The organism is Pseudomonas urethralis (assembly GCF_021602465.1).
Lineage (GTDB): Bacteria > Pseudomonadota > Gammaproteobacteria > Pseudomonadales > Pseudomonadaceae > Aquipseudomonas > Aquipseudomonas vlassakiae.
Genome location: NZ_BQIJ01000008.1, coordinates 88,586 through 108,746 on the forward strand (window position 1 = coordinate 88,586; position 20,161 = coordinate 108,746).

Annotated in this window: 14 protein-coding genes and 1 pseudogene; all 15 read left to right on the forward strand. The window is 64.9% G+C overall.

All coding sequences use genetic code 11. The annotated features are described in order from the left end of the window. Positions 1 to 248 precede the first annotated feature (248 nt). The 15 genes and pseudogenes from L6D64_RS15080 (at position 249) to L6D64_RS15150 (ending at position 20,143) form a co-directional block, all read left to right on the forward strand. Positions 249 to 1,274, forward strand: a complete 1,026-nt coding sequence (locus tag L6D64_RS15080; RefSeq protein ID WP_176507255.1) for a hypothetical protein — start codon at positions 249 to 251, stop codon at positions 1,272 to 1,274. Between the two features lie 71 nt (positions 1,275 to 1,345). Continuing rightward, positions 1,346 to 1,834, forward strand: coding sequence for a hypothetical protein (locus L6D64_RS15085; RefSeq protein WP_236192491.1), 489 nt, complete (start codon positions 1,346 to 1,348; stop codon positions 1,832 to 1,834). 47 nt (positions 1,835 to 1,881) lie between these two features. After that, on the forward strand, positions 1,882 to 2,199 hold the full coding sequence (locus L6D64_RS15090) for a hypothetical protein (protein ID WP_176507256.1): 318 nt from the start codon (positions 1,882 to 1,884) through the stop codon (positions 2,197 to 2,199). 47 nt (positions 2,200 to 2,246) lie between these two features. Next, positions 2,247 to 4,385, forward strand: a pseudogene (locus tag L6D64_RS15095) (ImcF-related family protein); the annotation flags it as partial. Further along, positions 4,382 to 5,290, forward strand: a complete 909-nt coding sequence (gene tagF / locus L6D64_RS15100; RefSeq protein WP_176507257.1) for a type VI secretion system-associated protein TagF — start codon at positions 4,382 to 4,384, stop codon at positions 5,288 to 5,290. The pseudogene L6D64_RS15095 and the gene tagF, both read left to right, overlap by 4 nt. Then, positions 5,287 to 7,779, forward strand: coding sequence for a type VI secretion system membrane subunit TssM (gene tssM, locus L6D64_RS15105; protein ID WP_176507258.1), 2,493 nt, complete (start codon positions 5,287 to 5,289; stop codon positions 7,777 to 7,779). Before tagF ends, tssM begins: the two co-directional genes overlap by 4 nt. A 144-nt stretch (positions 7,780 to 7,923) precedes the next feature. Then, positions 7,924 to 8,442, forward strand: coding sequence for an Hcp family type VI secretion system effector (locus tag L6D64_RS15110; protein ID WP_176507259.1), 519 nt, complete (start codon positions 7,924 to 7,926; stop codon positions 8,440 to 8,442). Between the two features lie 95 nt (positions 8,443 to 8,537). Beyond that, positions 8,538 to 9,635 (forward strand): type VI secretion system protein TssA, encoded by a 1,098-nt coding sequence (gene tssA, locus L6D64_RS15115; protein WP_176507260.1) that lies wholly within the window; start codon positions 8,538 to 8,540, stop codon positions 9,633 to 9,635. A gap of 108 nt (positions 9,636 to 9,743) precedes the next feature. Further along, a complete protein-coding gene (gene uvrA, locus L6D64_RS15120; RefSeq protein ID WP_176507261.1) occupies positions 9,744 to 12,260 on the forward strand; it encodes an excinuclease ABC subunit UvrA in 2,517 nt (838 codons plus the stop codon). A gap of 205 nt (positions 12,261 to 12,465) precedes the next feature. Continuing rightward, positions 12,466 to 14,220, forward strand: coding sequence for an L-lactate permease (locus tag L6D64_RS15125; protein WP_176507262.1), 1,755 nt, complete (start codon positions 12,466 to 12,468; stop codon positions 14,218 to 14,220). 353 nt (positions 14,221 to 14,573) lie between these two features. Continuing rightward, positions 14,574 to 16,223 carry an MFS transporter gene (locus L6D64_RS15130; RefSeq protein WP_176507263.1) on the forward strand — a complete coding sequence of 550 codons (1,650 nt, stop codon included), beginning with the start codon at positions 14,574 to 14,576 and terminating at the stop codon, positions 16,221 to 16,223. Further along, on the forward strand, positions 16,220 to 17,362 hold the full coding sequence (locus L6D64_RS15135) for an HlyD family secretion protein (RefSeq protein ID WP_176507264.1): 1,143 nt from the start codon (positions 16,220 to 16,222) through the stop codon (positions 17,360 to 17,362). Before L6D64_RS15130 ends, L6D64_RS15135 begins: the two co-directional genes overlap by 4 nt. Before the next feature lie 111 nt (positions 17,363 to 17,473). Further along, positions 17,474 to 18,106 (forward strand): hypothetical protein, encoded by a 633-nt coding sequence (locus L6D64_RS15140; protein WP_176507265.1) that lies wholly within the window; start codon positions 17,474 to 17,476, stop codon positions 18,104 to 18,106. A 322-nt stretch (positions 18,107 to 18,428) separates the two neighbouring features. Further along, positions 18,429 to 19,727 (forward strand): MFS transporter, encoded by a 1,299-nt coding sequence (locus tag L6D64_RS15145; protein WP_176507266.1) that lies wholly within the window; start codon positions 18,429 to 18,431, stop codon positions 19,725 to 19,727. Between the two features lie 110 nt (positions 19,728 to 19,837). Continuing rightward, the gene (locus L6D64_RS15150) at positions 19,838 to 20,143 is read left to right on the forward strand and encodes a hypothetical protein (protein WP_176507267.1); all 306 of its coding nucleotides are present in this window, start codon (positions 19,838 to 19,840) and stop codon (positions 20,141 to 20,143) included. Positions 20,144 to 20,161 lie beyond the last annotated feature (18 nt).

Consider the following 20,161-nt stretch of genomic DNA (forward strand, 5'->3'; position numbering starts at 1 on the left):
AGCTGGAAATCTTCCAATGAAAACGTGCTTGACCGAGGCTGTCAAATGATGGCGATAAGCCAGATGCCATCAAGCTGACGCCAAAATGCCTCTACGAGAAGCGGCACCGCGGGCTGTGGAGCAGTCGGCGCTTTCTCGATTAATTACATCGTATTGTGTCCATTGGTTTGATCTGCCGGACATCAGCGGTGTAGGCTCCTTGCGCCCAGCCATGAGGCATTACACTGCGAATTTCAGGGAGAATCGCCATGAGCGTGAGTGAAAACCAACTCAGCCAACTGGACCGGGAGATGGATCAGAATCACCGTGAGATGGTGATCATGTCGATCGAAGACTTCCATGCGCAAGCCCAGTTCGCCCAGCGAACACACGGCGCAACGCAGGCTCCGCAAGTGTGCCCGCGCACCCAGGGCCACATGCTCGCCGGCACCTGGCAGGACGTGAAATCCACTTACAACGGCCTGCCCCACACCTTCGTCAATACGACCTGGGGCGTGCCCACGGCCATGGCCGCCTGGGATCTGAAAAACACTGCCGCTTTCATTCGCGACATGAACGGGCTGGGCACGAAAGTCCGCTACACCGTACGCAACGGCAAGCAGTACGTGATCCTCACCGGCTACCCAGGCTTGCGCAAGACGCTCAACGCGCCCCGTTATGGCATCCAGAACGCCAAGTTGGTCAGTATGGGCATCGGCAAGTACGGTGTGCGCGGTTCGTCCATCAAAGGCTTCAAGTTGTCCTGTTATGTGGCCGTCGCCATTGAAGTCGCAGAATGGGTATTTGCCGACGAGCATGTCATGAGCGACCTGTTTGGCGGTATTGGCGTTGAGCTGATCAAGGCCGGTATCGCCTCGGCGCTCGGCTACGCTGCTGCACTGGCGGCTGGAGCCCTGTTCACGGCAGCAGCCGCTCCGGTCATTGCCGGTGCACTCGTGGTCTTCGCCGTGGGCCTCGGGCTGAACGCACTGGACAACCATTACGGCATCAAGAATGCGGTGAAGGCCGGCCTGCGTTATGCAGTGGACCATATCGAGGCAATCCACAAGACGATCACCGAGATCAAACCGGGCGACTTGCGGCGCTACGCCGAGCAAACTGCCGCCAACATCGCCGGCAGAATTGCCGACGAACTTTACGACGAGGCCAAGTCTTGGGTCATTCGCAAGCTACGCCCCGACGGGCTCGATCTGCCAAGCTGGCCGAGCGCCCCCAAGCTGCCGTCGATGCCCTCCCTGCCATCGCTGCCCACGTTCAACCTGCCTAAATTCTGACGATGAATACACGCTCTTCACAGATGCCCGCTGGGCTTTCGCCCCTCAAGATCAGGCTGCTGGCTATCGGCATGATCATCGCCATGCTGTCGGTCGCGGCCTTCTCGGTCTACGCCTACATCAACTACCTGTTCCCACTGTACGGCAGGCTGCTACGTGGCGCGCCTGTCGTGGAAACGCCTTACCTCGCGTTCGGCCTGCTCATGGCACCGCCGGGGGTGGCAATTCTGCTGGTTGGTTGTGCGATATGTGCCTGGACAGGGAAAAAATTCGACCCACCGGCAGGCTCACGGCTGCACCGCTTCCAGACACTGATGTTCGGCCTTTCGCTGAAGACGCTGCTCTACGTCGTCCCTGCCGTGATGATTTTGACCACACTTGCGCTGCTTGGCAGAGGCTATTCACCCTGCTCGAAGCTGCTGATTTCGGGCTCTGCCTGGCAGCTGTTCTGGGTCAACGATGAACGCGTGTGTTTCAAGCCGGATCACTACATCAACGATAACTGGCCATGCAAGGTTATCGATGGCAAGGACGTTTGCGTACAGGTCGATGGCCGCTGAACTGACCTGATCGCTCAGCTTTTGAAACCGCCCAACCAGGGCTGAACATGAATACCGAAACCCTCAAACAGAAGTCTCTGAAGCTGCGCCTGATCATCGACAGCATGAAGGCGCAGGATCCTGCCGCGATGAAGCTGAGCGTCGCACTGGGACCACTACTGAAGGCGGCAGATCAGGAGCGCATCCGCACTCCAATGGAGTGGCGTAACATCCCCGGGCGCTACCTGTTCACCGAAGAAGGGCTGCAGCAGTATGCCGATCTCGAGCACGCTTTCGCCGAGTTCCGCATCGAGCTGACGGGAGGCGAGCCCCCTACCCTGCGCAAGCTCAAAGCGCGCATGGGGGAGAAGCCTTCGCAGGGATGACGGACGGGCAACCTTGCCCTCCCTTTCAACGCGCACCCAATGACCTCACCTTCGCCAGCGGCATCAACCAGGCGCTGGAGTTCACCCCGGCGCCGCAGCCGAAGAAGCGCAATGGCAAGCCATTGGCGCCGGCTGTCGCCGCCAGGGCACAGGCTGCGCTGGGCAATACCCGCGTCGGCGCCTACGCCGCCAAGGTCAACCTGGCCACCGCCAGCGATGCTGCGGAAGTGTCGGCCACCACTGGCGGCCTGTCGCTGTCCGAGGAAATGCTCGGACGCCTTGACGAGCAGCAAGTGGCGTCGATCATCGACGCCTACAACACCCTCAAGCTGTACCTGCTGCTGACCGAGCCCCAGGCTCATCCGGATCCGGCGTTCGTCGCTGCCAACCTGCACCAGGCCTGGGCCAGCGCTGCCGGTGAAGGCACCCCGGCCGATGCCGGTGTGATCGAGGAGAACGCCCCGCTGTATGTGCAGCTGCTGGAACAGGGCGAGGCACCGTCGTTGCCACGTAACGAACAGCTGATCAACGAAACCCGGGAAAACCTCAAGTCGTTCATGATCTCCAGCTCGCTGGTCGATCGCGAATACCTGCGCCTGCAGCTTGAATCGAGCCGCCAGTTCCCAGCGCTGAGCCTCAACGACCTGGTGCCGCAACCGGGCCGCGCACTGCTGTACGGCTCCGCTGGCGTACCGGCGATCTACACTCGCCAGGGCTGGGACACCTTCGTCAAGCCCGAGCTGATCAAGCTGGTGTCGGGCAACCTGCGCAACGAGTCGGACTGGGTTCTGGATGGCGAAGGTGGCGACGCCATCGTGCAGAAGGCCAACTTCGTTCGCGAGTTCATGACCCGCTACAAGCGTGACTACACCCAGGCCTGGTACAAGATGGTCAGCAGTGTCGGCGTGCGCCCCTTCGCCGACCTGGCCTCGGCCACCCAACAACTGGGCCTGCTCAGCGACGTGCAGAACTCGCCAGTCAAGAACCTGCTGGCGGCCGTCAATGACAACACCCAGTGGGACCTGCCGGTCAAGGCTGCCATCCCGACGCCGGGTGCCACCCGCGAGGACGGTTTCTGGAGCAAGGTCACCGGCCTGCTCGACAACAAAGACGCCCTCCCCGTCAACGTCGCTCCCGTCCTGCCGGCGGTCGATGACGGCAGCCTGGCCAAGCGCTTCGAGCCCGTGGCGCGGGTGTTCGCCGCGAACAACGCCGAGGGTGCCGACAGCACCATCATGGACCGTTACCTGGCCGCACTGCGCAAGCTGAAGGTACGCATGAACAACATCCAGCGCTCGCAGGATGTCGGCAAGAGCAGCAAGCAGCTGATCAGCGAAACGCTCGAGGGCCAGCCAAGCGAAGTGACCACCGTGCGCAACTATGTCGAGAGCAGCGTCGATACCAGCCAGGACGGCCTGTCGCGCTCGCTGCAGGGGCTGTTCAGCCTGCCGATCCAGTATGCCTGGGCGACGCTGCGCGACCCGGCCGGACAGCAGATCGCCAAAGCCTGGGCGCAGCAGATCGCCAAGCCGTGGGAGCAGGTCATGGCGCACCGTTACCCGATTGCCGGCGGCAGCCGCAACGAGGCGTCGGTTAAAGACCTGCAGCGTTTTGTCGACCCGGACAGCGGCCTGCTGCCGGCCTTCAAACGCAACGAAATCGGCAACCTGGCCGGCGGCGAAGGCCTGGGCGTGGGCGATGGCAAGGCACCGGCGCTGGTCAGGCCGGGCATGCTCAACAGCATCGACAAGGCCAGCTCGGTGGGCCAGGTGATCGCCAGCCTGTCAGACCGTGACAACGGTTTCGAGATCATGCTCGAACCTTCGGCCAGCTTTACCGACATCGTGTTCACCCTCGATGGCCAGGAACAGCACTACCGCAACGGCCGCAGCAGCTGGAACCGCTTTGCCTGGCCTGGCACCAGCAATGCCCCGGGCGCGCGCCTGGACGTGGTCACCCTGAGCGGCGCACGGGTCACCGTGTTCGACTTCCCTGGGCGCTGGGGCCTGCTGCGCATGAACGAAAGCGCCCGGGTCGAAGACCTCGACGGTATCCAGCAGCGCTTCAGCTGGAACACCGCCAACGGCCGCGTGAGCCTGCTGGTGCGTAACTTCGGCGGGGTCAAGCTGACCGACCTGGGTGACGTCAAGGCCCTCAGCGCCCTCAACGACAGGGGCGCGCAATGATCGGATGCTTCGGCAAGCTCCCGTCGAGCGCGGACTTCGTCAGCCTGCATGGGGCGGCGGAGGAAGTCTGCGAGTTCGACGCCTGGCTGCAGTCCTCGCTGGCGGCCATGCGCCACCGCGAAGACTGGCAGGCGTTGTTCGACGCATTGCCGAGGTGCTTCTTCAACTACCGTGCACGCAACGGCAACTGGCTGCTCGGTGGCCTGCTCAGCTCGCGTGACACCAGCCAGCGGCGCTATCCGTTCTTCATCTTCCAGCTGCTCAAGGGCGAGGAAGGTACGGCGTTGCTCAATCCGTTCACCCTGGGTGAGCTGTTCAGCGCGCAGATCAAGCCATTGCTGCAGGAGGCGGTGCAAGGCGCCGACAGCGCCGGCCTGTTCGAGCGGATCAAGGCCCTGCGCCCGCTGCAGGCTCAGGACCTCGATCTGTTCCGCCGGGTGCACGCCAAGTTCCTGCACGACTTCAGCTTTGCCGATGTCGCCCGCGCCTTGCACGGTTCCTGGCCAAGCTTCGACAGCGCCACTGCGCTGGCGCGGCTGCAGGCCAGCCACACCGCGCTGCATGCAGACTTCGACGGCGGCCTCGAACTGCCGCTGCCGGCCGAGCGCGGCCTGAAGAACCCCACGGCCGACCTCTGGCTGACCTGGCTGACGCGCATGAGCGGCCACCCGAGCGTGCCAGCGGTGAGCCTGCTGGCCGACGACTTCATGCACCCACGGCTGTATTGCTTCCCGTCGCGCCACACCAGCAGCGCTTATCGCCTGCTCAGCGGCTGCGCCGACGCGCATCAGCACCTGGCGATGCTTGGCCCGCTGGCGGCGGCACCGCGCAAACATGACTATGACCGACCTCTTGAACACGTCATCGACCAGTTCGTCGATGCGCTGGATGCGACGCCCGTATGAACAAGATCAAGTACTACTGCCTGCGTTACCAACCCTACCTGCTGGGGGTCGCGTTCTTCCTGGCGATCTTCCTGGTCTGGGCCATCGGCCGCGCCCTGGGCTTCGCCTCGCTGCACAGCCTGCTGGCAGGTATCGGCGTGTTCCTGCTGCTGTCGGCGGGCTATGTACTGCTGCTGTACCGGGGTGCCGGCCAGCACCACAACCTCGAAGGCCTGCTGCGCGACGACGCCGACCAGGCCGTGCTCAATGCCACCCCGGCCGACCGTGAAGAAATCAGCCTGCTGCGCGAGCGCCTGCTGCAGAGCATCGAGCGCCTGCACAGCAACAAGCCGCGTGGCACCGCCGCCAAGGATGCGCTGTATACCCTGCCCTGGTACCTGGTAATCGGCCAGCCGGCCGCAGGCAAAAGCACCATGATTCTGCAATCGGGCCTGAACTTCCCCTATGCCGAGCGCGAAGGTGCACGGGTCTCGGGCCTGGGTGGCACCCGAAACTGCGACTGGTTCTTCAGCTCCGAAGCGGTACTGCTGGACACTGCCGGGCGTTACATGAACAGCCCCGAAGAAGCCGGCAAGTGGCGCGGCTTCCTGCAACTGCTGCGTCAACATCGCCAGCGCCGCCCGCTCAATGGCCTGATCGTCAGCGTCAGCATCGCCGACATCCTGCACGGTTCGGCCGAAGACCAGGAACGCGTGGCCAAACGCCTGCGCGAACGCATTCAGGAAAGCTGCGCACTGCTGGAAGTGCGCCTGCCGATCTACCTGGTGTTCACCAAGTGCGACCTGATCCCCGGCTTCACCCCGTTCTACCGCCAGCTGGACGATGCCGCACGTGGCGAAGTGATGGGCAAGACCTTCTCGCACAAGGGTTACGAGCAGGCCGATTGGGGCCAGCGCTTCGGCAGGGCGATGGACGAGCTGACCGGTTACTGGCAGCAAGTCGCAAGCCAGCAGCTGGTGCAGCAGGACATCCAGGTGACCCGGCAGAATGACGCCGCCTACCGCTTCCCGCTGGAGCTGGCTGCGCTCAAGCCGCGCCTGCAACGGTTCGTCGACAGCCTGCTACGAGCCAACCCTTACCAGAATGCGGAAATGCTCCGCGGCTTCTATTTCACCGCAGCGCTGGAGGCTGACGAAGCCCGCTGGGGCAGCCACGGCCAGCAGGTGGCCGAACGTTTTGCCCTGGAACACGACGCCAACGCCGCCGGTACCGGCAGCCACCCCGCGCCACTGTTCATCAACAGCCTGTTCCGCAAGGTGATCATCCCCGACCAGCACTTGGTGGCGCTGTACACCAGCAACCACCGCGAACGCCGGCGCAAGGCCGCCTGGGTGGGCGCGGCCAGCCTGGCGGGCCTGGTGCTGTGCAGCCTGTGGGGCTGGTCGTACCTGAACAACCGCGCCACGTTGGCGAGCATCTCCGGCGAACTGGCCCAGGCCAAGGCCGAAGACAAGGCTGCCAGCGGCCAATACACCGCCTGGCGCAGCCTTGACCGCCTGCGTTTCTGGACTGCGCACTACTACCAGCAGCACCATGAACAGGGCGTGCCCCTGGGCATGCGGCTGGGCCTGTACCATGGCCATCAGGTGGAGCCGATCCTGCGCACCCGCTACTTCGCCACCCTGCAGAACGTGATGCTCAAGCCCACGGCCGACAACCTCACCCGCACCCTGTACCTGCTGACCACGCTCAAGGTCTACCAGCGCAACGCCCGTGAGCTGCAGCCGGTGAGCGGGGTCGACAGCGTCCAGGTCGAAGCGCTGCCGCATGACAACCGCGCCCAGTCGATCGCCGACTTCGGCAAGGCGACCCTGGACACCTACGTGATGCTGTCGCCAGCCCAGCGCGAGAAGGCCGACCCGGCATTCCTCAAGGCGCGCCTGCCGGACTACTGGTACCCGGCCATCGCCCGCCAGACTGGCAAGAGCATGGCGGCGGCCAGCAGCGAAGGCGGCAACCAGGACTACCTGTACGCCAGCCGCCAGATCAACTTCTACAGCGACCAGATCCGTGAGCCGGACGTGCCACGCATCCTCGAAAACGCCTTCCTGATGTCCAGTTCGCGCAACTACATCGACAGCCTGCGGGCCCAGTCGCTGCGCTCGATCGAGACCATCACGCTGGAGTCCGACACGCTGTTCGCCTTTGGCCGCGCCGACTTCCAGAGCCTGAAGAACGAAGGCCAGAACCAGCTGAGCGCCATCGCCAGCAAACTGCTCAATACCCCCAACATCGGCAAGATCGTCATTTCTGGCCACGCCGACCAGCTCGGCGACAGCCAGGGCAACCTGCAGGTGTCCAGGCAACGGGCACAGACCATTCGTACCTACCTGGTCGGCAAGGGCGTGCCCGCCGAGCTGGTGGTGGCCCAGGGTGAAGGCAGCCGCAAGCCGCTGGTCAACTGCGACATGCAACAGCCACGGGCGCAGCTGATCAAGTGCCTGGAGCCCAACCGAAGGGTGGAAATCGAAGTGCGCGGGCTCAACTGAGGCCGCGTCGCAAGAACCGGCCACCCGGGCCTCACAGGAGGAGGCCCGGAGGGCGGCAAGCTACCTCTGCCGACGTGTTCGGCGAGGTCAAAACCAAGGGGTGCATGAGCAACCCTTCAAATGATGTTAATGGAGAGTTTCACAATGGCTTTTGACGCGTATATCCAAATCGACGGCATCCCAGGCGAAGTACTGGACGACAAGCACAAGGACTGGATCGAAGTGCTGGGCTACGAGTACGGCGCCACCCAGGCCACCTCGGCGACCGCCAGCTCCTCCGGCGGTGCGTCCTCCGAGCGTGTTGCCCTGAGCGACTTCAAGATCCGCAAGGCAGTCGACAAGGCTTCGGCCAAGCTGTTCGAACACTGCTGCACCGGCAAGCACATCGCCAAGCTGAAGCTGAACGTCAACCGTGCCGGTGGCGACAAAATCACCTACCTGACCATCGACATGGAAGAAGTCGTGGTGTCGTCGGTCAAGTTCGTCGCCGGTGGCAACCAGAACGGTGAAGACAAGTCGGTAAGCGACCTGCCGATCGAAGAGATCAGCTTCAACTTCGCCCGCATCAAGACCACCTACACCCAGCAGAACCGCACCGACGGCCAAGCTGGTGGCAACATCGTCGGTGGCTGGGACCGCACCAAGAACAAAGTGTTCGCTTAAGTACTTGCTTGCCCATGGGCCGCGCAGGCGGCCCATGTTCCGCAGCGTGCCGGCTGGCCCGGCGCGCTGCTTCCCTCCCCTGACCAGAGTGTTTTATGCCTGAAATCCTCAATGACCTTTCGCTGGCCGAGCTGGCCGCACCGATCGACGGTGGCAGTGGCGAAGACTTGAGCTTCTCTGCCTTGTTCGACCAGATCAAGGAGGCGCGCCGGGCAGACCCTGACTACCTGACCCAGGGCGACTGGCAGACCGACCTGAAAACCGCCGACTGGGAACAGGTCATCGCCCTTTCGGCCCAGGGGCTGGCGCAACAGAGCAAGGACCTGATGCTGGTCGCCTGGCTCTGTGAAGGCCTGGCCCAACGCGAGCATTTCGAAGGCATCAGTTTCGGCCTGGAGCTGACCGAACGTATCCTCGACACGTTCTGGGACAGCGTCTATCCGTCGCTCGAAGACGGCCTGGAGGAGCGCGCCGCGCGACTTTCCTGGCTCAAGACCACGCTCACCGACATTGCCGGTGGCTTGCCCATTACCCAAGGGCAGAATTTTGGCGTGCTGCGCTATGACGAATCACGCCATGTAGAAAACCTCGCCTTGCAGAACCCCAAGGCGATGCAGACCGCGCTGAACGAAGGCAAGATCAATGCCGAGATCTTCCAGCGCTCGGTCGCCCTGAGCGATACCGAGCATTTGCGCGCCAAGGCCTTGCAGATTGCCGCCAGCCTGCAGGCCTGCAACCGCCTGCAGGCTTGCACCGACCGCCTGTTCGGCCACGAGGCGCCCAGCTTCGCCAGCCTCGCCGACATGCTGTCGCGTGCCAGCCAGCTGGCCGAAAAACTGCTCAAGGACCGCGGCGTCGAACTGCACCCGGTTGTCACCCCGGCCGCAGAACCCGTCGCCACCGTTGCCCCCTCCAGCGAAGCAGGTGAACCGATGAACACGCCCGTCCAGGCCACCGCGCCTGCGCCCATGCGCACCACGCCCCTGACCCGCGACGAGGCCTTCACCATGCTCGCGGGCATTGCCCAGTTCTTCAAGCAGAGCGAGCCGCAAAGCCCGGTGCCCTACCTGATCGAACGCGCCATCAAGTGGGGCAACATGCCGCTGGAAGGCTGGCTGAGCGATGTGATCAAGGACAGTAACGTGGTCGATAACATCCGCGATGTGCTGGGTACCCGCGAGCCCAGGTCCTGACCTCGCGCCAGGCTTGCCGGCCTCTTCGCGGGTAAATCCGCGAAGAGGCCGGCACAGCCACCGAAAATGCTGCTACCTTGGGCGTTACTCATTACCAAGGACCGCCCCATGTCGCCCCGCCAGCCCACTTCCACCGGCTTCATCCGCGTCCGTGGCGCCCGCGAGCACAACCTCAAGAACATCGACGTCGACATCCCCCGCGACGCCCTGGTGGTGTTCACCGGGGTGTCCGGCTCGGGCAAGTCTTCGCTGGCCTTCTCCACCCTCTACGCCGAGGCCCAACGCCGCTACTTCGAATCGGTCGCCCCCTATGCCCGGCGCCTGATCGACCAGGTCGGCGTGCCGGATGTCGATGCCATCGAAGGCCTGCCCCCGGCGGTGGCCCTGCAACAGCAACGCGGCACGCCCAGCGCGCGCTCGTCGGTGGGCAGCGTCACCACGCTTTCCAGCTCGATCCGCATGCTCTACTCACGCGCCGGCAGCTACCCGGCCGGGCAGCCGATGCTGTACGCCGAGGACTTTTCGCCCAATACCCCGCAAGGCGCCTGCCCCGAATGCCATGGGCTGGGCCGGGTCTACGAGGTAACCGAGGCGACCATGGTCCCCGACCCGTCGCTGACCATCCGCGAGCGTGCGGTGGCAGCGTGGCCGATGGCCTGGCAGGGGCAGAACCTGCGCGACATTCTGGTGACCCTGGGCTATGACGTCGACATCCCCTGGCGCGACCTGCCGCAGGAGCAGCGCGACTGGATTCTCTACACCGAAGAAACGCCCACCGTGCCGGTGTACGCAGGCCTGACGCCAGCGCAGACCCGCGCCGCACTCAAGCGCAAGCTGGAACCGAGCTACCAGGGCACCTTCAGTGGTGCCCGGCGCTATGTGCTGCATACCTTCATGCACTCGCAGAGCGCACAGATGCGCAAGCGCGTGTCGCAGTACATGCGCCCCAGCCCGTGCCCGCTGTGCCAGGGCAAGCGGCTCAAGGCGGCGGCGCTGGAGGTGACCTTTGCCGGCCGCGACATTGGTGAGCTGTCGCGGCTGCCGTTGCAGGCACTGGCCGAGGTGTTCCGCCAGGTTGCAGCGCCGGGCTATCTGGAGCAGCACGACGACAACCTGACCCTGGAAAAGCGCCTGGCCGCGCAACGCATCGCCCATGAACTGCTGGAACGTATCGACACCCTGATCGACCTGGGCCTGGGCTACCTGGCACTGGAGCGCAGCACGCCGACACTGTCGTTCGGCGAGCTGCAACGCCTGCGCCTGGCCACCCAGCTCAACTCGCAGCTGTTTGGCGTGATCTACGTCCTTGACGAGCCTTCCGCCGGCCTGCACCCGGCCGACAGCGAAGCGCTGTTCGAGGCCTTGCAGCGGCTCAAGCAGGCGGGTAACTCGGTATATGTAGTGGAGCATGACCTGGACACCATGCGCCGCGCCGACTGGCTGGTGGACGTCGGCCCCGCTGCCGGCGAGCATGGCGGGCAGATTCTCTACAGTGGCCCGCCGGCCGGCCTGGCGCAGGTCGAAGCCTCGCGTACTGCCGCCTACCTGTTCGCCGAGCAGCAGCGCCATGCGCGCACGCCACGCCAGCCACACGACTGGCTGGTGCTGGAAGGCATCACCCGCAACAACCTCGACAACCTCAGCGCCCGCTTCCCGCTGGGCTGCTTCACCTCGGTCACGGGTATTTCCGGTTCGGGCAAGTCGAGCCTGGTCAGCCAGGCCCTGCTGGAGCTGGTCGGTGCCCACCTCGGTCATGCCGGGCAGAAGGCCGAGGCTGACGAGCAAAGCCTTGAAGACGAGCCCGAGCAATACAGCGCCGGGCGTGTCACTGCCGGCCTCGACAGCATCAGGCGGCTGGTGCAGGTGGACCAGAAGCCGATCGGCCGCACGCCACGCTCCAACCTGGCAACCTACACCGGGCTGTTCGATCATGTGCGCAAGCTGTTCGCCGCCACCGAACAGGCCAAGGTCCGCGGTTTCGATGCCGGGCGTTTCTCGTTCAACGTGGCCAAGGGCCGTTGCGAGCACTGCGAGGGCGAGGGCTTCGTCAGCGTCGAACTGCTGTTCATGCCCAGCGTCTACGCGCCCTGCCCGGTCTGCCACGGCGCTCGCTACAACCCCGAGACGCTGGCGGTGAGCTGGCAAGGGATGAACATCGCCCACGTGCTGCAACTGACGGTCGAGCAGGCGCTGGAGGTGTTCGCCGAGCAGCCGGCGGCACGCCGTTGCCTGCAGGTGCTGCAGGACATCGGCCTGGGCTACCTGCGCCTGGGGCAGCCGGCGACCGAGCTCTCCGGTGGCGAGGCGCAGCGGATCAAACTGGCCACCGAGCTGCAGCGCGTGGCCCGGGGGGCGACCTTGTACGTGCTGGACGAACCTACCAACGGGCTGCACCCGCAGGATATCGACCGCTTGCTGGTGCAGCTCAACCGCTTGGTCGATGCCGGGCACAGCGTGGTGGTGGTCGAGCACGACATGCGTGTGGTGGCGCAGAGTGACTGGGTGATCGACATCGGGCCGGGAGCCGGGGATGCCGGGGGCCGGGTGGTGGCCAGTGGTACGCCTGATGGGGTGGCTGGTTGTGAAGACAGCCGGACTGCCGAGTTTCTTGCTCGAGCCTTGTAGCGCCTATGCCGGCCTCTTCGCGGGGCAAGCCCGCTCCCACAAGTATTTCGCTACCCTCAGAGTATGTGCAGATCCTGTGGGAGCGGGCTTGCCCCGCGAAGAGGCCGGCGCAGGAGAAAAATTCCTTCCTATACTTCCCTTGGCATCCTTGCGTGCCGACTGCCCAAAATCGCAATACCTCACATAACAACAACCGAGGTGGCAAATGGTCTGGCAGCAAATCTACGACCCGTTCGCAAGCCCCGTGCTCTCGACGCTCATGGCCGCCGTACCGGTGGTGGTGATGCTGGCGGCATTGGCCTTCTTCCACATCAAAGCGCACATCGCCGCCCTGCTCGCCCTGGGCTCGGCGCTGCTGATCTCGATCTTCGCCTTCGGCATGCCGGCCAGCATGGCAGGCTCGGCGGCGTTGTACGGCGCGGCCAACGGCCTGCTGCCGATCGGCTGGATCGTGCTCAACATCATCTTCCTGCACCGGCTCACCACCGAGAACGGCTCGTTCAAGGTGCTGCAGGATTCGCTGGCGCGCATCACCGACGATCGCCGCCTGCAACTGTTGCTGATCGCCTTCTGCTTCGGTGCGTTCTTCGAGGGTGCTGCCGGCTTCGGCACGCCAGTGGCGGTGACCGGGGCGATCCTCATCGGCCTGGGCTTCTCGCCGCTGGCGGCGTCCGGGCTGGCGTTGATCGCCAACACTGCGCCGGTGGCATTCGGCGCGCTCGGCACGCCGATCATCACCCTGGCCAAGGTCACCGGGCTGGATGAAATGGAACTGTCGGCCATGGTCGGTCGGCAACTGCCGTTCTTTTCGGTGATCGTGCCGTTCTGGCTGATCTGGGCCTTTGCCGGCTGGCGCAAGATGCTCGAAGTATGGCCGGCGATCCTGGTGGCCGGGGTGACGTTCGCAGTGCCGCAGTACCTGGTGTCGAACTTCCACGGGCCGATGCTGGTGGACGTGATCGCCGCGCTGATCTCCATGGCCTGCCTCACCGGCTTCCTGCGGGTGTGGAAGCCGGCCAGTGTGCATACCTCGGCGGCGCTCACCGGGCGGGTCGACAATTCCAAGGTCGAAGACGACGGCAAGGCCGCTGCCGCGACGACCTTCACCCAGAGCGGGCAGCGCAGCGTGTTCAAGGCCTGGTTGCCCTGGATCATCCTGACCGTGTTCGTGTTCGCCTGGGGCACGGCGGGCTTCAAGAACCTGTTCGACACCCGCCCGGCACTCGACCCGGCCAGCGGCGCGGCGATGCTCGACCCGCAGGGCAAGCCACTGCGTGAAGCCAACCCGGTGTTCGCCCCGGTATTCACCTTTGACTCGATCCACCAGCAGATCGAAAAAATGCCACCCGTGGTGCCCGCACCGAAGAAAGAAGACGCCCAGTACAAGTTCACCTGGTTCACCGCCACCGGCAGCGGCATCTTCCTCGCGGCCATCCTCGGCGGGCTGTTGATGGGGTATTCGCCGCTGGAGCTGGGGCGGCAATACCTGCGCACGCTGTGGGTGGTGCGCTATTCGCTGATCACCATCGTCGCGATGCTGGCGCTGGGCTTCCTCACGCGCTACTCGGGGCTGGACGCGACCATGGGTTTGGCGTTTGCCGCCACGGGCATCTTCTACCCGATGTTCGGTACCCTGCTCGGTTGGCTCGGCGTGGCGCTTACCGGCTCGGACACGGCCTCCAACGTGCTGTTCGGCGGCCTGCAGCGGGTGACGGCGGAGCAGTTGGGGCTGAGCCCGGTGCTGATGGCGGCCGCCAACAGCTCCGGTGGGGTGATGGGCAAGATGGTCGATGCGCAGTCGATCGTCGTGGCCTCCACCGCGACCCGCTGGTATGGGCATGAGGGCGAGATCCTGCGGTATGTGTTCTTCCACTCGATCGTGCTGGCGGTGCTGGTGGGTTGCCTGGTGACCTTGCAAGCCTATGTGGCGCCGTTCACTGCGATGGTGGTGGGCCATTAGGGGTAGGTCTTGAGTTTGTCAGCGCCTGGGAGATCGAGCGCCGCCCGCGCGGCGCATCGCGGGCAAGCCCGCTCCCACATCTGTTTCGGGCCAATCACTCCTATGAGGCCAACAGGGACCGCCTTGTTGGCATGTCGATGCATCTCGGTGGACGCTGAGGCCGCCCCACCTGTCTCCAGTCATGCTCCAAGGCGGATCCTGTTGGCGGTACAGGACAGATTGGCCCGAAACAGATGTGGGAGCGGGCTTGCCCGCGATGCGCCGCGCGGGCGGCGCTTGATCTCACAGGCGCAATAAATCTCAAGGCGAACACCTGTTTCCACACCCATACCCCCTCAAGTACAGTCGGTGCCATGGACAAATACACCCCACGCCAGTGGCTCCCGCACGAGAAGCCCAGCCTCCCCGGCTCCCCTTCCACGCCCCTGCACACGCCGGCCAAGCGCCTGGCGTTCGGCGTGGTTGGCCTGCTGGTGGCGATTACCGGTGGCCTGGGTAACGCACTGGTCACCGCCAACCTGGTATTCCTGCAAGGCGCGCTGGGCGCGACCAGCGCCGAGATGGCCTGGTTGCCGGCGGCCTATGTGATGACCAACGTGTCGATCAACCTGCTGCTGGTCAAGTTTCGCCAGCAGTTCGGCCTGCGCGCCTTCACCGAGGTGTTCCTGGTGCTCTACGCCCTGGTCACCTTCGCCCACCTGTTTGTCAACGACCTCAACTCGGCCATCGCCGTGCGCGCCGCCCATGGCATGGTCGGCGCAGCGCTCAGTTCGCTGGGCCTTTACTACATGATCCAGGCATTCCCTGAACGCTGGCGGCTCAAGGCCATGGTGCTGGGCCTGGGTGCCTCGCAATTGGCCCTGCCGCTGGCGCGAATCTTCTCCGAAGACCTGCTGCAGATCGCCGAATGGCGTGGGCTGTACCTGTTCGAACTGGGCCTGGCACTGGCTGCGCTGGGCTGCGTGTTGCTGCTCAAGCTGCCGCCCGGTGACCGCTTCAAGACGTTCGAGCCGCTGGACTTTCTCACCTTTACCTTGATGGCCGGCGGCGTCGCCCTACTGTGCGCCGCGCTGTCGCTCGGGCGTATCGACTGGTGGCTGGAAGCGCCCTGGATCGGCGTCGCCCTGGCCGCTTCGATCGCCTTGATCTTCACTGGCCTGGCGATCGAGCATAACCGCCAGAACCCGCTGCTGATGACACGCTGGCTGGGCAGTGGCGCGATCATCCGCCTGGGCTTGTGCGTCATCCTGATCCGCATGGTCACCTCGGAGCAATCCACCGGCGCCGTGGGCTTTCTGCAGCTGCTGAACATGGGCAGCGAGCAGATGCGCTCGCTGTACTGGATCATGCTGCTCGGCGCCGTGGCGGGCCTGGCCACCAGCGCATTGACCATCGATCCCAAGCACCTGGTGATCCCGCTGTTCATCTCGTTGCTGGCGATGGCCACCGGGGCGTTCATGGATAGCAGTTCAAGCAACCTCACGCGCCCGGCACAGATGTACTTCAGCCAGTTCCTGCTGGCCTTCGGCAGCACCTTCTTCCTCGGCCCGTCCATGGCCCTGGGCATCAGCCACGTGCGTGCCAACCCACGCAACCTGGTGAGTTTCTCGGTGCTGTTCGGCATCTGCAACAACCTCGGCGGCCTGATCGGCGCAGCGCTGCTGGGCACCTTCCAGACCTGGCGCGAGAAGTTCCACTCCAGCCACCTGATGGACCGCCTCAGCTACCTCGAACCGCTGGTCAATGCCCGCGTGCAAAGTGGCGGCGCCGGTTACGCCGGGGTCCTCGCCGACCCGGCATTGCGCAGCGAGGCCGGCATGCGCGTACTGGCCAGCGCCGCCACCCGCGAGGCCAACGTGATGGCCTACAACGATGTGTTCGTACTGATCGGCAGCATCGCCGTGCTGACCATGATCTGGATTACCCTTCGCGGCTCCTGGCTATGGTATGTCGCCCGCCAGGTTGCTTCATCCGACTCCACCCGCGGTACTGCCCACCGATGACCGAACAAACCCGCACCACGACCACCACCGCCATCGCCGAAACCCCGGAAGGCAGCACGCCGCCCAGCGAACCGACCAGCCCGGTACGCACACGGCGGGTGCGCATCCTGTCCTCGATCAGCTTCGCCTGTGTGGCCCTGGCCGGCATCCTGCTGGTGCTCTACGCCTGGAACCTGCCACCCTTCAGCAGCACCATCGAAAGCACCGAAAACGCCCTGGTCCGCGGCCAGGTGACGATCATCGGCCCGCAGCTGAGCGGATATGTCGTCGACGTGCCGGTGCATGACTTCCAGTTCGTCAAGGCCGGCGACCTGCTGGTGCAGCTGGACGACCGCATCTACAAACAGCGCCTGGCCCAGGCCATCGCCCAACTGCAACAGCAGCAGGCCGCGCTGGCCAACAACCTGCAGCAGCGCAACAGTGCCGAAGCCACCATCGCCCAGCGCCAGGCGGCGATCGGCGATGCCGCGGCCCAGGCGACCAAGGCCAAGGCGGACCTCGGCCGCAACCAGGCCCTGGTCAGCGATGGTTCGGTGTCGCGCAGCGCGCTGGACCTGGCCCGCGCCAGCGAGGCTGCCGCCGTCGCCAGCCTGGCCCAGGCCAAGGCCGCGCTGGAAATCGCCCGACAGGACCGGGAAACGGTGATCGTCAACCGCGCCTCGCTGGAGGCCTCGGTGGAAAACGCCAAGGCCGCCGTCGAACTGGCCCGCATCGACCTCGACAACACCCGCGTCACCGCCCCGCGTGACGGCCAGCTGGGGCAGATCGGCACGCGCCTGGGGGCCTACGTCAACTCGGGCGCGCAACTGATGGCGCTGGTGCCCGATACCCTGTGGGTGATCGCCAACATGAAGGAAACCCAGATGGCCGACGTGCGTATCGGCCAGCCGGTGAGCTTCACTGTCGATGCCTTGAACCACCTGAAGCTGTACGGCCATGTGCAACAGATTTCGCCGGCCACCGGCTCGGAGTTCGCCCTGCTGCAGGCCGACAATGCCACGGGCAACTTCGTCAAGATCGCCCAGCGCATCCCCGTGCGTATCACCGTCGACCCCGACCAACCGGATGCTGCGCGCTTGCGCCCGGGGATGTCGGTGGTGGTCAGCATCGATACCCGGGAGCCGCAAGGGCATCATTGAGCGCCGCTTTGTGAACCCTGTCCAGATGCCGTACTGCCATGATTGCGCCGCTCTAGCCCGTGGGTTCTAATGCCGCCCACCGGTTAACTTGCCTCCCAAGGACGCATGATCATGTACAGGACGATCGCACCGCTGGCGCTGCTGGCCACCCTGGCCGGCTGCTCGGACACCCACAACGCCAACGAGGCCAATTTCCGCAAGGCGGCCCAGGCTTACCTCGACACGCAGTATCCCCATTGCTTCGTGGTCACTGACTTCCCCGCCAAGACCCAGGACTTCGACGTCACCGGCACCAACAAGGCGCTGCATGCGCTGGCCGGGGTCGGAATCGTCAGCGAGAAGGAAATCGCTCGCGTCGAAGTACCGGAGCGCCTGTGGCAGCCGGCCCGCACCGATATCTACTACGCCTATGACCTCACCGAGGAAGGCCGCAAGTACTACAAGGCGGGTGCGCAGAAGATGCTCAACGGCCAGACCCGCGGCGGGCTGTGCTTCGGCAAGGCCGAGGTCACGGCGATCGAGCAGTTCAGCGAGCCGGGCCAGATGAGGGGGCACACCGTGTCCGATGTGACCTATGCCTACAAGGTCACCGGGCTGCCTGACTGGGCGGCCAATGACCAGGTCAGGGCCAACATCCGTGATCTGGGTAATGCGCTGGCGACCCATCAAACGCCGGCGCGGGAAAAGCGCGTGATGGTGCTGACCAACAACGGTTGGGTGCACGAACGGCTGTTCGAGCAATAGCCCTGCGGCGTCTCGTCGCAGGCCCTGGCCCCTTGGGCAAATCGGTCGCAAGCCGTAGAATCGCGCTTCCTTTTCGCCCGTCGCCTTGAACGGTGGCAACCGGCAGCAACGACAGAGTCCAGGCCTGAGCACATGACGCCCATGTGAACTAGGCTCAACCGACCCCGCCTGGCCCGGCTCTTTCAGGGCCCAGCGGTTGAGTCTTGCCCAGGTCGCATCCAGCCCAGGCACATCCGTGCACCTTCCTCTGCCCTCGACGGGGCGACCTGGCGTGCGCGCTCGAAAAGGCGTTTTCCGACCGCCACTCCAACTTGAGGTACGTATGTCTCCGCGTTTGCTGGCCATGGCGCTGGCGCCCCTGCTCGGGCTGTTCATCATTGCCCTGGGCAACGGCTTCATGTCTTCCCTTACCACCCTGCGCCTGGACGCTGCCGGCGAATCGGCAACGACCATCGGTATCGTGTCGTCGACCTATTTCATCGGCCTGACCCTCGGCGCCATCTTCAACGACCGGCTGATCCTGCGCATCGGCCATATCCGCGCCTACACCAGCTTCGCCTCGCTGATCGCCGCGACCATTCTGCTGCAGGGGCTGTTCTATGACGCCACCTGGTGGTCGGTGCTGCGCCTGATCAATGGCTGGGCAGCCGTCGGCGTGTTCCTGGTGATCGAAAGCTGGCTGCTGCTGGCCGGTGACGCGAAGATCCGCGGGCGCCTGCTGGCGCTGTACATGATCGCCTTCTATGGCGCCGGTGTGATCGCCCAGGCCGGCCTTGGCGAGATCACCCACCTGGGCGACAGTGCCCCGTTCATGCTGGCCGGCATGCTCGCCGCGTTGTCGGTCCTGCCGATCGTGATCCTGCCACGGGTGTCGCCGCTGCTGGACCAGGTCGAGCCGCTCAAGCCCCGCCAGCTGCTGGGCGTGGCCCCGTCGGGGCTGGTCGGCTGCTTCGGCTCCGGGGTGGTGATTGCCGGCATCTACGCGCTGCTGCCGCTGTACTTGCAGCGCATCGGCCTGGATGTCGGTGAAGTCGGCAACATGATGGCCTGGGTGATCCTCGGCGCCATGCTGCTGCAGTACCCGGTGGGGCGCTGGTCGGACCGCAAGGACCGCCAGGATGTGCTGATCGCCCTGGCTGCGCTGTGCATGGTGCTGTCGCTGGTCACGGTGTTCCTGCCTTCGGATTCGGCCCTGCTGCCGGCCGTGATGTTCCTGCTCGGTGGCGGCGTGTTCGCGCTGTACCCGGTGGCCGTCAGCCATGCCGCCGACCGCGCTCCGTCCGATGCCCTGGTGCCGATGATCCAGGGCCTGCTGCTGATCAACTCGCTGGGCTCGGCCATGGCGCCGCTGGCCATCTCGCCGGCGATGACCGAATTCGGCGAAGTGGGGCTGTTCTGGGCCTTTGCCGTGGTCAACCTGGGGATGGTGTGCTTCTTCCTCTGGCGTCGCGGCAAGCGCCCGGCGGCAGAGCACCCGGCACCGTTCACGGCGTCGACCACGTTCTCGCCGACCGGCGCGGAACTGCGGGTGACCGAGGACCTGATGCATGCAGCGCAGGAGCATCCGCCGCTGGAACCGGTAACGCCCCCTGCGCCGAGTGCGCAGCCAGAAGCCAAGTAATGCAAGGGCCGCAATCGCGGCCCTTTTTTCGACCGCCCGTCGCCCGTCGGGCACCCTGCCCGCCTCGACGAGCCAAACGAATGACAGATCATCCCTCCAGGAGACGTGCCATGATCCGCATTCACTCGCTGTTGCTCGCCCTTGCCTTGGGCACCGCCGCTGCCACCAGTTACGCCGCCACGGACACGACCCATACCGACAGCCATCCGCAAACCGACCAGCGTGGCGGCAAGACTGCGGGTGAAGGCAGCAGCGTCAACAGCCCGGGCAGCGGCCGCGCCAATGACAGCAGCGACACCGGCAGCAACTCGGACGCCGCCGATGGCGCAGCCGGTGGCTCCAACAGCACCGGCGAGGCCACGGGCTCAGGCGCCGGGAGCACCGGGGGCAACGCCGAAGACCAGGACAGCCGCTGACCCTCAACTGGTCTACAC

What these genes read in the sequence shown, in the direction of transcription:
- L6D64_RS15145 (WP_176507266.1), top strand. Translation starts at nt 18,429, where the DNA reads ATGTCTCCGCGTTTGCTGGCCATGGCGCTGGCGCCCCTGCTCGGGCTG.
- L6D64_RS15090 (WP_176507256.1), top strand. Translation starts at nt 1,882, where the DNA reads ATGAATACCGAAACCCTCAAACAGAAGTCTCTGAAGCTGCGCCTGATC.
- tagF (WP_176507257.1), top strand. Translation starts at nt 4,382, where the DNA reads ATGATCGGATGCTTCGGCAAGCTCCCGTCGAGCGCGGACTTCGTCAGC.
- L6D64_RS15125 (WP_176507262.1), top strand. Translation starts at nt 12,466, where the DNA reads ATGGTCTGGCAGCAAATCTACGACCCGTTCGCAAGCCCCGTGCTCTCG.
- L6D64_RS15110 (WP_176507259.1), top strand. Translation starts at nt 7,924, where the DNA reads ATGGCTTTTGACGCGTATATCCAAATCGACGGCATCCCAGGCGAAGTA.
- tssM (WP_176507258.1), top strand. Translation starts at nt 5,287, where the DNA reads ATGAACAAGATCAAGTACTACTGCCTGCGTTACCAACCCTACCTGCTG.
- L6D64_RS15085 (WP_236192491.1), top strand. Translation starts at nt 1,346, where the DNA reads ATGATCATCGCCATGCTGTCGGTCGCGGCCTTCTCGGTCTACGCCTAC.
- L6D64_RS15130 (WP_176507263.1), top strand. Translation starts at nt 14,574, where the DNA reads ATGGACAAATACACCCCACGCCAGTGGCTCCCGCACGAGAAGCCCAGC.
- uvrA (WP_176507261.1), top strand. Translation starts at nt 9,744, where the DNA reads ATGTCGCCCCGCCAGCCCACTTCCACCGGCTTCATCCGCGTCCGTGGC.
- L6D64_RS15150 (WP_176507267.1), top strand. Translation starts at nt 19,838, where the DNA reads ATGATCCGCATTCACTCGCTGTTGCTCGCCCTTGCCTTGGGCACCGCC.
- L6D64_RS15140 (WP_176507265.1), top strand. Translation starts at nt 17,474, where the DNA reads ATGTACAGGACGATCGCACCGCTGGCGCTGCTGGCCACCCTGGCCGGC.
- L6D64_RS15135 (WP_176507264.1), top strand. Translation starts at nt 16,220, where the DNA reads ATGACCGAACAAACCCGCACCACGACCACCACCGCCATCGCCGAAACC.
- tssA (WP_176507260.1), top strand. Translation starts at nt 8,538, where the DNA reads ATGCCTGAAATCCTCAATGACCTTTCGCTGGCCGAGCTGGCCGCACCG.
- L6D64_RS15080 (WP_176507255.1), top strand. Translation starts at nt 249, where the DNA reads ATGAGCGTGAGTGAAAACCAACTCAGCCAACTGGACCGGGAGATGGAT.